This window comes from Neisseria sp. HMSC065D04, assembly GCF_001815675.1.
GTDB lineage: Bacteria > Pseudomonadota > Gammaproteobacteria > Burkholderiales > Neisseriaceae > Neisseria.
The window spans coordinates 21,604-32,817 of sequence record NZ_KV821500.1 but is presented as its reverse complement, the minus strand read 5'-3'; the positions used below and the strand labels follow the sequence as shown (position 1 = coordinate 32,817).

The window sequence follows — 11,214 nt, the reverse complement described above, 5'->3', positions numbered from 1 at the left end:
TTGTCCTGATTTAAATTTAATCCACTATAAAAGCATCAGATGAAGCACCGAGTCAATCTCATTTTTTCCGTAAACCATAAGAAAGCACATTGATGAAAACCCTCGCATTCCTCCTGCTAACAAGCTTTTCCCTGCACGCTGCCGCACAAGATTATTTTCTGACGGAAGACCGTCTCAGCAGCGGCTCATTGACACTCAACGGCAAACAGGTTTCTGTCAATACAGTCAATCCAAACGGCCATGTCTGTAATTATGAAGGCACAATCAAAAACCGTACCAGCAAAAACCGTAATGGCTGCGTCGTACATTTTTCCTTTACCAACAACAGCGTGAAGCTGAACATTCCTGATTCAGCCCGCGAAGCCTGCCAAGAATACTGCGGACATAATGCATCTTTCGAGGCGACCTATGAAAAATTGCCTGCCGCCTGTTCTGCAAAAGGCGCGGCAGCAATGGAAAAACGTTTTCAGGCCGCCTATCAGGGCAAACGCTACCGCGATGCTGTCGCTATCAAACAACGTTATCTCAACGAATGCGACAAGTTCCTCGATCTGACCGAATGGATGCGGACGCTGAACGACTTGTCCGTCAGCTATAAAAATGCCGGAGACAAAGCGGCATGCCGCAAGGCGCTTGCCCCGATGGACAAATGGCTGGAGGGTTACCAGCGGAGCTACCTCTACGAAGAAGAATACAAACGAGAAGCCGCTGCCGCACAATTTAATTTGAAGCAATGCAGCGACAAATAATCGCCGCCCGTCATCGAATCCCACGCTAGTCGGGAAATGGGATAAGTTTGCTTCTTCGGCAAAAAAGGTCGTCTGAAAACAAACGCCGCAGGTTGTGTTCAACCTGAAGCCGTTTTCAGACGACCTTTTGTCTGGTTTGGAAAGCCGGCGTATTAAATTTAAATCAGAGCGGGCAGTGCAGTGCCGTACGGGTTTGCACTTAACCCATACCCTTCAAAACAAAACGGGCGGCTTGGATGGCCGCCCGTTTGATTGTCCCGTTGTTTATTTGATGATTTGGTTCAGCTCGCCTTTGGCGTAGCGGTTTGCCATTTTCTCAAGGGAAATGGGTTTGATTTTGCCTGCCTGACCTTCGCAACCGAATGCGAGGTAGCGGTCGAGACAGATTTGTTTCATGGCTTCGACGGTTTTGCTCAGGTATTTGCGCGGGTCGAATTCGGACGGGTTTTCTGCCATGAAGCGGCGGATGGCGCCGGTGGAGGCGAGGCGCAGGTCGGTGTCGATATTGACTTTGCGCACGCCGTGTTTGATGCCTTCGACGATTTCTTCTACGGGTACGCCGTAGGTTTCGCCGATTTTGCCGCCGTATTCGTTGATGACTTTCAGCCATTCTTGGGGAACGGAGCTGGAGCCGTGCATGACGATGTGGGTATTGGGCAGGGCTTGGTGGATTTCTTTGATGCGGTCGATGCGCAATACGTCGCCGGTGGGCGGACGGGTGAATTTGTATGCGCCGTGGCTGGTACCGACGGCGATGGCGAGCGCGTCCACGCCGGTGTCTTTAACAAAGCGCACGGCATCTTCGACGCTGGTGAGCATTTGATCGTGGGAGAGTTTGCCTGCCGCGCCTACGCCGTCTTCTTCGCCTGCTTCGCCGGTTTCGAGGTTGCCCAATACGCCGATTTCGCCTTCGACGGACACGCCGCAGGCGTGGGAGAAGTTAACGACGGTACGGGTGGCGTTGACGTTGTATTCATAGGTGGACGGGGTTTTGCCGTCTTCGAGCAGCGAGCCGTCCATCATGACGGAGGAGAAGCCCAGTTGGATGGAGCGTTGGCACACGTCGGGCGATGCGCCGTGGTCTTGGTGCATGACGACGGGGATGTGCGGGAATTCTTCAACGGCCGCCAAAATCAGGTGGCGTAAAAACGGCGCGCCTGCATATTTGCGCGCGCCGGCGGATGCTTGAACGATAACGGGAGCGTTGACTTGGTCTGCGGCTTCCATGATGGCGCGCATTTGTTCGAGGTTGTTGACGTTGAATGCGGGCAGGCCGTAGCTGTTTTCGGCGGCATGGTCGAGCAGTTGGCGCATGGATACAAGTGCCATTTAAATCTCCTTGGTGAGGTAGCGGGATGGTGATGTGGGAAATTATAATGTTTTTCTTATTAAAAAACTACACAGGGCTACATCAGTTTTATATATTAATGAGATTTTGGGCGGCTGCGGCGGGCAAACGGTGCGGTCGGTATTTGTCTGACATGGTTTATAATAACGGTTTGTTTTCGGGGTCGTCTGAAACGGCGGCGGGAGGTGTGTGATGGCTAAGTTTGCAGTGGCGGATGTGGATGCGGTGTTGTTTCAGACGACCTTGCGCGTGCAGGTGGGCGATGTGAATTACGGCGGCCATCTGGCGAACGATGCCGTTTTGCGTTTGTGCCACGAGGTGCGGATGCGTTGGCTGGCAGGTTTGGGCTGGAGTGAAACGGACGCGGGCGGCGCGGGGCTGATTATGGCGGACGCGGCGGTGCAATATTTGGCACAAGGCTTTTACGGCGATGAACTGTCGGCGGAGATGGGCGTCGAGGACATCGGCAAGGGCGGATTCGCGCTGCTGTTCCGCCTGACGCGCATCGCGGACGGCAAGGTGCTGGCGCGGGCGCGCACGGGTATGGTGTGTTTCGATTATGCGCGCCAAAAGGTTTGCCGATTGCCGCAGGCTTTGAAAACCGTGTTGGAGGTCGTCTGAAAATGTTGGCGCGCGATTTCGGACTGTCTTTAGACGGCTATTTGAAAATGTTGGGACAACAGGGCAAGTCGGCGCACACGCTGTCTGCCTACGGGCGCGATTTGACCGAACTCGTGCGGCTTTTGACGGAAGGGTCGTCTGAAACGGCGCAGGATTTGAAACGGCGCGATTTTGTGGCGGCGTTGAAACGGCTGTCGCAACAAGGCTTGAGCGAACGGACGCTGGCGCGCAAATTGTCGGCGTGGCGGCAATATTGCGGCTGGCTCGTGCAGTCGGGCATGATGGATAACGACCCGACCTTCAACCTGAAATCCCCGCGCCTGCCCGAACGCCTGCCCAAAGCCCTGCCGCAGGAAGAGTTGAACCATATGCTCGACAGCGCGCCCGTTGATGACGGTTTGGCGGTGCGCGACCATGCCTTGTTTGAACTGATGTATGGCAGCGGCCTGCGCCTGAGCGAGATACACGGCTTGGATTTGGGTGATGTGTTGCTGGACGAAGGCTGGGTGAGCGTAACCGGCAAAGGCAGGAAAGAGCGGCAAATCCCGCTGTCGGGCAAAAGCGTCGAAGCCTTGCGCGCCTATCTGTCCGAACGCGTGGCGGCAGACGGCGAAGCTGCGCTCTTTACCGGCAAAAACGGCACGCGGCTCGGGCAGCGGCAAATCCAAAAACGCCTTCTAGCATGGGCGGTGCAGCAGGGCAGCGGGCAACACATTTCCCCGCACATGATGCGCCACAGCTACGCCAGCCACCTTTTGCAATCCTCGCGCGACATCCGCGCCGTGCAAGAGCTGCTGGGACACAGCAACCTCTCGACCACGCAGATTTACACCAAGCTGGATTTCGACCATCTGGCCAAGGTTTACGACGAGGGGCATCCGCGGGCGAAACGGAAAAAGTGAAGGGGCGGCTTAAGAAGTTTCCATATCGAAGGCTTGGCATACGCAAAGGTCGTCTGAAACCGTTTCAGACGACCTTTAAACCTCTAAACATCCCATCCGACATCAATCCTCCCGCTTGCGCACCTCCGCAGGCGTGCAGTCGAAATATTGCTTGAATGCCTGCGTGAAGCTGGATGTGTGTCCATAGCCGCAACGGTAGGCGATTTCGCTGATGCTCTCTTTGCCTGTCGTCAACGCATACAGCGCATATTGCATGTGTTTGTGCCGCAGCCAGTCGCTGACGGTAATCCCGAAATAATCCCGCAGGCGGCGTTGCAGCGTCCGTTCGCTGACGTGCAGTGCGGCGGCGAGTTCCGCCACTTGGTGCGCGCCTTGGTCAAATGCCTGATTCAAACCATGCACAAACCCGTCCCCATCCGACGGACGAACCGTCCCGCCTGATTTTTCAGGCGATGGCGACAACGGATAACGGCTGCAAAAATCGCGCCACAATCCCGCAAGCAACTGCAAAGCATCGGCTTCGCGCTGCAAAACATCGCCCAGACCGTCGCCTTGCGCCGACAGCATCAAACTGTTTTCCGCCAAAGCGCGCAATTCATCGCTCAAATGCCAATGCCGCACCGTCTCGCGGTAAACCGCTGGCAGCATCGCCGCGTATTGCGGTTGCGACAGCCATTGCTCTATGCCTTTCAACGTGATTTTCGCTGTTTTTTCCCCTTGGTAGAGATAACGGCTGAACAAAATCTCCTCCTCCGCAGCAATCAACACCACCCGTCCGCCGTCAGCCTCAATCTGATAGCGGTTTTGATTGATGGCGAAATCCAAACGCCCCTCCAGCAGCAGGATGAACGAAATATAAGGCTCGGCAAGCTGCGTGCTTTGGAAATCCTTTTGCGCGGTCACGCAGCCGCCATGCAGGGAAATGCCGCTGTGCAGCGTATCGAAACGGTAATTGCCGCTCAGATAATCGCTGCCGCCGCCTTGTTGCACCAGTCGGACGAAATGTTGGCTGTTTAAAGAGTCTCTTTCCATAAATCATTTTATTTTCAACAGACTGCCAAACACAATAACACCGATTTCCCTTCAGGTAAACCGACACGAAGGTCGTCTGAAAACCAAGTCCGCGCCCTTGTTCCCAAACGCTTCCGATAAAAAAGGGAGGTCGGTTGTAGGGGGATGATGGAACGCGGATACAAAAAGGTCGTCTGAAAACTTGATTTCCAAAGTTTTCAGACGACCTTTGCCCTAGAACGGCGGTTAAGCGGCGGCAACGGTAAAGCGTTCAAACAAATGCGCTTTGTTTTCCGCATCGTCGGCGATGGCGACTGCCAAATCTGCCACGCTGATGCCTGCCGGAATTTCACCGTCCATCAGCAAATCGTCTTTGCCCAAGCGGTATTTGCCGGTTTTGTCTTCGCTGAAACCGCCGTCCGCGCCCAGTCGTGCCGGAGGGGAAACGAAAGACCAGTTCACATCGCGGCGCGGCAGGAGTGCCGTCAAGAGATGGCGTGCGGCATTGGCGCCGTCGTAAATGGCTTTGGGAAAGTCAGGCGTATCGACAACTTGCAAATCAGGTGCGGCATACAGGCTGCCTGCGCCGCCGACAATCAAGAGATACGGTACTTGCGCCGCTTTTGCCGCTTCGACGATGCTGTTTGCGCCGCGTGTAAAATCCGCGCCGATATTGGGATTGGTCCAGCCGGGATTGAACGCGCTGACCACAGCGTCAAAACCGGCCAGCTTGCCGGCGAAGTCCGCCGCGTTCACATCTGCGGAGACGGCGGCAACATTTTGCGCTTGGAACACTTTATCCGTATTACGGGCGAAAGCGGTCACTTCATGACCGCGACCTGCCAATTCTTGAACCACTGCGTTGCCAACATAACCTGTTGCGCCGATGACTGCGATTTTCATGTTTGACTCCTTGTTGAGGTGTGATTGATTAGATGAACGCATTGTAAGGTCGTCTGAAACGCTTGATAATCGCTGTTTTGCTGTTGTTATTATAAAGTTGAGCTAAATAATAGGATGAAAAAAGGTCGTCTGAAACGGGGTTTAAAGTTTCAGACGACCTGTTGTCAGTGGATGGATTCGATGCCGGTAATGTTCCCCTTGGGATCAAATGAGACATAGAAATAGTATTCGCCGTCGGGTATCAATGCATCGTCATCATTGTGAAACACGATATCGAAATCCTGATCGAAAAAATCCAATTTTTGCAGCTTTAAGTCTTGAAGGAAGCTTTCCGCCGTCGGATGCGGATTGGGAAAAAATCCGTCTTTAGTGCGGATGCCGTTGTGTTTGCGGATATGTTCGAGCAGGTAGGTGTTTAGGGAGGCATAGAGTTGCGTCTGTTGGGCAAATACTTCCGGCAAGCGTTTGAGCGTACCGCCCGCCGGTTTGTCGCCCTCTGCGTTCAAAGACAATTTCACAGGCAGCCCCGCCCATTCTGCCTTGGCTTCGAAATTTTCCATAAATGTGTTTAATCTGAATGTTGCCAGCGGATGGGTAAACAAAACGGGATTCAGATATTCGCGGCGTAGGTTTTCCAATTCTTGATTGTGTGCATCGCTTTCGAGTACCTCAACTAAAAGTATATGGCTCAACCACTCGCCTCCGAATGGCTCCCAATCCATGGCTAACTTACTTCGGATACGGTACACAGTCAGTGGCTTGAGCGTCTGAAATGAACAGTTTTTAAAGGGGTTGTTTGCATCGTCTTCAGCCCAGGTCAGCTTGTATACGGGCTGATCCATGAACGTACTGCTTTTAACATGGACATAGCCTAAAATTGGGCAGCTTTTGGCTTGGAATTGTTTTTTGCCGCCACCTATGCCCGCATTAATCCTGAATATTCCTATTTCAGGGTCGAAATCGGAAGTCAAAACCAGCATTTCTTCCGGTTCGTTGGCGAATAAGTCGGCATAAACCGCCGTATTCAAATTCAAAGCCGCCAAACGCGCGCGCTCTTGTTCCTCTTCGGCAGAAGGGCCGATACCCAAAAAACGCAGCAGACGCGTCAGTATGCCTTCGCGTTTGACGCGGCCCGGTTCGTCGAAAGAAGCCATCATAAAATCCTTTTAAAATGTGAACATCAATTGGCGGTATACCTGAAAAAGGGTAGATATGCAAATGGCGATAAGCGAATATGGCTCAACCGCCCAATCAGTTCCGCGCCGATTTTTCATCCGCGCTATATAATCCGCAATATTGCCAACAGGTCGTCTGAACCTAGTAAACACCATGCAAGACATCAAACCCCTGCTCGTTTTCGCCGCCGTCCTCGAACACGGCAGCATGAACGCCGCCGCTGCTGCGCTGGGCATGACCCCGTCTGCCGTCAGCCAGCACATCAACCGCCTCGAAACCCTGCACGGCATCAAGCTGTTAAACCGCAGCACGCGCAGCCTTTCTCCGACCGATGCCGGCCGCGCTTTGGGCGAATACTGCCGCCGCCTCGCCGCCACCCTTGCTGATACGCGTACCGTTATCGACAATCTGAAAACCGAACCCGTCGGCGAATTGCGTATTTCCCTGACTTCCAGCGTCATCAGTTCCCGCGCTTTTCAGACGGCGTTTTCCAGATTGCAAACCGAGTTTCCCAAAATCCGCCCCGTCCTCAATTTCAGCGATACCTTGGACGACCTGCAACACAATCAGACCGACCTCGCCATACGCGGCGGCGACCGCGCCTTGGACGATCCTAATCTGGTCGCGCGTCATCTCGTTACCTGGCCGTACACAATTTGCGCCGCGCCCGATTATCTCGACCGCCATCCGCCCATCACCCATCCCTCGCAGCTTCACGCCCACCGCTGGCTGCACTTCCTGCCCGTGCGCACGACCTTGCAACACGGAGGGGAAAGCTATTTTCTCGATATTGCCGACAGCATTGCCTGCACGCATCTTGCCGCCGTGTGCAGCCTGACCGAAAGCGGTTTCGGTTTATCTTTGCAAGTAGGCGGCGAAGTTCGGGAAAAAATCGCCCAAGGCCGTCTGAAAACCGTTTTGCCCGAATGGACGCTGCCGCCGGTCAGCCTCTATTTGGTGACGCCTTACCGCGTCCAGTCTGCCAAAACCGAAGCCGCCGTCCGTATCTTCACGGAAAGTTTCGCCAAGGAAGCAGACACATGAACGCAGAAAATTGGCGCGTTTACCTGATTTTGTGCGAAAACGGCGCACTCTACTGCGGCATCAGCAACCGCCCGCAAGAGCGGTTTGCCGCCCACCTCGCCGGCAAAGGCGCGAAATACACGCGTCTGAACAAACCGACGGCGATGCGTATCGTTTCAGACGACCTCTCCAAAAGCGAGGCGCTGAAACGGGAAATCGCCATCAAAAAACTGACGGTAGGGAAGAAGCGGGAATTGTGGGAAGCGGCGGCTGGAAATGCGGGTATAGTGGATTAACACTTTAAATCAGGACAAGGCGACGAAGCCGCAGACAGTACAGATAGTACGGAACCGATTCACTTGGTACTTCAGCACCTTAGAGAATCGTTCTCTTTGAGCTAAGGCGAGGTCGCGCCGTACTGGTTTAAAGTTAATCCACTATAAAAAAGGTCGTCTGAAACCTTTTCAGATTTCAGACGACCTCGATATCAAAACCTAAGCAATTAATCGTCGCTGGTGAATGCCAACAAGATGCGCAACAGGCTGCTGAAAATATTGTAAATCGAGATGAAAATGGTCAGGGCCGCGCTGATATGGCTGTCTTCGCCACCGTCAATCACGGTACGCACCTGCCACATAATAACCAGCGAACTGAACACAACGAACGCGCCGGAAATCGCCAGGCTCAGAGCCGGAATTTGCAGAATGAAGTTAGCAACCACTGCAATCATCAGAACCACACCGCCGATTGCCAAGAAGCGTCCGAGCGAGTTCATGTTCATCGTTGTGCGGCGCGCCATTGCTGCCATCGTAAAGAATACGCCGGCGGTCATGGCTGCGGCAACACCTACGATTTGAGTACCATTACGGATAGCAAGCGCATATTGCAGCAACGGGCTGATCAACACACCCATACCGAAGGTGAAAATCATCAACAAGACAACGCCCGTATTGCTGTAACGGTTTTTCTCGATAAGGAAAATCATACCGTAGAAGAATGCCAATACAGCTACAAAACCCATCCAGCGTGCGCCGAACATAGCGTACAGGTTTAGGTTCAAAGCGCTGCTGGCAAATGCGCCGGCAATAGCGGGAATGAAAGACAAACCCAGCAGGCGGTAAGTTTTTTGCAAGACAATGTTTTGGGAAACTTGTCCTGCAAGAGGATAGTCGTAAACGTCGTTTCGCATGGCGTTTGCTCCTGAAAAAATGTGTGAAAACAAAAAGAGTCCTGATTCTATCAGCAAATTATTGGCTTGGGCATAAAAATATGCCTACGTCGCCGTTTGAGGATAAGTGGTAGCGTTCAAAGCATTTTAAAGTGCCGCAATCATAAATTTACATAAAAGACTGCTTCTGAAACCGATGCCGAATCTTTGCCCACCCCTTTTACCGTTTGATTTGATTTTCACCACTTCAAAACCGGATACAACAAACTTCTGCAAGATAATGGATTTTGAAATTTAATGATTTGCCATAGCAAATTTGAACAGAGCCGGTTTCAGGCTGTGTAAACAACATAAGAAATAAAATAACTTCATTGATTATTTATCAACTTTCTATTTATTGTCTGTCGAACCGTTGAATGATAGGATTGCGGCGGTAAGTGTAGTGCAATCGCTCAAAATCTGAATAAACGACTGATTTCAGACGACATCAATGATGCACAGAAAGCCGCTGTCTTCGATTTTAGCGATTCGTTATGTTTCACTTCATATCAATGATTATATAAGGAAATACAGTATGAACCGTCGTCAATTCTTGGGTGGTACAGCCGTTTCTTTGGCAGCCGCCACCTCATTCGCCCGCGCTCATGGAAATCATAACCATAAAGGTCACTCTCACGCTACTCCTGCTGCTGCGTCCAAAACCTATGAAGCTGCCAGAAAAGCGGCTGCCCACTGTGTTGAAGCAGGTCAAATCTGTCTGGCACACTGCATCCGACTGCTGAGCCAAGGCGATACTTCAATGAAAGACTGCGCAACAGGCGTCAACCAAATGCTGGCTTTGTGTGGCGCGCTGCAAAACCTTGCCGCCCAAAACTCTCCGCTGACCCCTTCTTTGGCAAAAGTCTGCGTCGAAGCGTGCAAACAATGTGCCGCAGCGTGCAAACAACACGCAGGCCACCACGCAGAATGCAAACAATGCTATGAGTCTTGCCTTGCCTGCATCAAAGAGTGCGAAAAAATCGCTGCTTAATTGACGCGGTCAATAACCGGTCTGCCTGTGAAACAAGCTTTGTTTTGCAGGCAGACCGGTTTGTTTTAAATGGTAGGACTTTCACAAATTTATTTGAAATGTAAGTTTTGTTTGTAGAATGTTGTGTCTTTGCCTACAAAATCTTGCCATAAATTTAAAATTTCACGCTCTGGCGAAAAACGGTATGTTTAGGATTATTAAGTTCTGTAACGCGCCCCGTTCTGAAATGAAGACAACAGGTTGCAAGACTTCAATCTTAACCATTCCAATGGTCTTAAAATTTCTGCCAAACACATGATTTTCACGCTTCTTAACAGACGTTTTCTTGATAAGGTCGTCTGAAAATTGCCCGACACCTTGATAAGCTTTACAATGCAAGTAATTAAAATACATCCCGCCTTATCTTCCCTTTCATGAGTTCCGTACCCTTCATCGAAATGAAAGACGTTGCCTTCGCGTATGGCGACCGTCCGATTCTGAACAATATTAATTTCAGCATTCCCCAAGGAAACTTCGCCGCCGTGATGGGCGGTTCGGGCAGCGGCAAAACCACGCTGATGCGGCTGATTACGGGTCAGATTCATCCTCAGTTGGGTAAGGTTTTGATTGAAGGACGTGATTTGGCGGGTTTTTCGGCTGATGAATTGTACGAACACCGCCGCCGTATGGGCGTGTTGTTCCAACACGGCGCGCTGTTTACCGATTTGTCTGTATTCGACAATATCGCTTTTCCGATGCGCGAACTGACGCGCCTGCCGGAAGCGGTTATCCGCGATTTGGTTTTGTTGAAATTGAACGCAGTCGGTCTGCGCGGCGTGGAAAACCTGATGCCGTCCGAACTCTCCGGAGGGATGTCGCGCCGCGTCGCGCTTGCCCGCACGATCGCGCTCGACCCTGAAATCATGTTGTACGACGAGCCGTTTACCGGCCTCGACCCGATTTCCTTGGGCGTGATTGCCCACTTGATCAGCCGCGTCAACAAGGCTTTGCGTTCGACCAGTATTATGGTAACGCACGACATTGAAAAATCTTTGGAAATCGTCGATCAGGTGATTTTCTTGGCACACGGCGAAATTATGTTCTCCGGCTCGCCGCAGGAAATGCGCGAACTGGATTCGCCTTGGGTACGCCAGTTTGTCGGCGGCTTGGCAGACGGCCCCGTCGCATACCGTTATCCCGCGCAAACGTCGTTGCAGCAAGATTTGCTTGGGTAGTTTTCAGACGACCTCGGTTTGCAGACGTCGTCTGAAACGGTTGTACCGTTGCTGCCTGAAGCCGAAATT

General features: G+C 52.2%; 12 protein-coding genes. 7 read left to right on the top strand and 5 right to left on the bottom strand.

Going from position 1 to position 11,214, the window contains the following annotated elements; genetic code table 11:
• Positions 1-92 precede the first annotated feature (92 nt).
• A complete protein-coding gene (locus tag HMPREF3050_RS05210; protein ID WP_003761920.1) occupies positions 93-749 on the top strand; it encodes a hypothetical protein in 657 nt (218 codons plus the stop codon).
• Positions 750-1,013: 264 nt separating this feature from the next.
• Here HMPREF3050_RS05210 and fba read toward each other — a convergent pair whose 3' ends face one another.
• A complete protein-coding gene (fba, locus tag HMPREF3050_RS05205) occupies positions 1,014-2,078 on the bottom strand; it encodes a class II fructose-bisphosphate aldolase (protein WP_070602476.1) in 1,065 nt (354 codons plus the stop codon).
• A gap of 211 nt (positions 2,079-2,289) precedes the next feature.
• On the opposite strand from fba, the gene HMPREF3050_RS05195 reads away from it, so the two are divergent.
• Both HMPREF3050_RS05195 and HMPREF3050_RS05190 read left to right on the top strand, forming a co-directional pair.
• Positions 2,290-2,718, top strand: a complete 429-nt coding sequence (locus HMPREF3050_RS05195; RefSeq protein WP_070773835.1) for an acyl-CoA thioesterase — start codon at positions 2,290-2,292, stop codon at positions 2,716-2,718.
• 2 nt (positions 2,719-2,720) lie between these two features.
• The gene (locus tag HMPREF3050_RS05190; protein ID WP_070773834.1) at positions 2,721-3,620 is read left to right on the top strand and encodes a tyrosine recombinase XerC; all 900 of its coding nucleotides are present in this window, start codon (positions 2,721-2,723) and stop codon (positions 3,618-3,620) included.
• 102 nt (positions 3,621-3,722) lie between these two features.
• Here the strand turns inward: HMPREF3050_RS05190 and HMPREF3050_RS05185 are convergent, their stop codons facing one another.
• The 3 genes from HMPREF3050_RS05185 to HMPREF3050_RS05175 all read right to left on the bottom strand — a co-directional run bounded on the left by HMPREF3050_RS05185 (position 3,723) and on the right by HMPREF3050_RS05175 (position 6,691).
• Positions 3,723-4,652 (bottom strand): helix-turn-helix transcriptional regulator, encoded by a 930-nt coding sequence (locus tag HMPREF3050_RS05185; RefSeq protein ID WP_003779725.1) that lies wholly within the window; start codon positions 4,650-4,652, stop codon positions 3,723-3,725.
• 225 nt (positions 4,653-4,877) lie between these two features.
• Positions 4,878-5,534 carry an NAD(P)-dependent oxidoreductase gene (locus tag HMPREF3050_RS05180; RefSeq protein ID WP_070773833.1) on the bottom strand — a complete coding sequence of 219 codons (657 nt, stop codon included), beginning with the start codon at positions 5,532-5,534 and terminating at the stop codon, positions 4,878-4,880.
• A 164-nt stretch (positions 5,535-5,698) separates the two neighbouring features.
• A complete protein-coding gene (locus HMPREF3050_RS05175) occupies positions 5,699-6,691 on the bottom strand; it encodes a DUF7021 domain-containing protein (protein WP_246830227.1) in 993 nt (330 codons plus the stop codon).
• Positions 6,692-6,863: 172 nt separating this feature from the next.
• On the opposite strand from HMPREF3050_RS05175, the gene HMPREF3050_RS05170 reads away from it, so the two are divergent.
• Positions 6,864-7,754: a LysR family transcriptional regulator gene (locus tag HMPREF3050_RS05170; RefSeq protein WP_070773828.1), complete on the top strand. Its 891-nt coding sequence runs from the start codon at positions 6,864-6,866 to the stop codon at positions 7,752-7,754.
• Positions 7,751-8,029, top strand: a complete 279-nt coding sequence (locus tag HMPREF3050_RS05165) for a GIY-YIG nuclease family protein (RefSeq protein ID WP_070773826.1) — start codon at positions 7,751-7,753, stop codon at positions 8,027-8,029. Before HMPREF3050_RS05170 ends, HMPREF3050_RS05165 begins: the two co-directional genes overlap by 4 nt.
• Before the next feature lie 206 nt (positions 8,030-8,235).
• Here HMPREF3050_RS05165 and HMPREF3050_RS05160 read toward each other — a convergent pair whose 3' ends face one another.
• A complete protein-coding gene (locus HMPREF3050_RS05160; protein ID WP_003760551.1) occupies positions 8,236-8,922 on the bottom strand; it encodes a Bax inhibitor-1 family protein in 687 nt (228 codons plus the stop codon).
• Positions 8,923-9,475: 553 nt separating this feature from the next.
• On the opposite strand from HMPREF3050_RS05160, the gene HMPREF3050_RS05155 reads away from it, so the two are divergent.
• Together HMPREF3050_RS05155 and HMPREF3050_RS05145 are read left to right on the top strand one after the other, a co-directional pair.
• On the top strand, positions 9,476-9,931 hold the full coding sequence (locus tag HMPREF3050_RS05155) for a four-helix bundle copper-binding protein (RefSeq protein WP_070773824.1): 456 nt from the start codon (positions 9,476-9,478) through the stop codon (positions 9,929-9,931).
• A gap of 413 nt (positions 9,932-10,344) precedes the next feature.
• Complete coding sequence (locus HMPREF3050_RS05145; RefSeq protein WP_070773820.1) at positions 10,345-11,145, top strand: ABC transporter ATP-binding protein; 801 nt, start codon at positions 10,345-10,347, stop codon at positions 11,143-11,145.
• Positions 11,146-11,214: the final 69 nt, after the last annotated feature.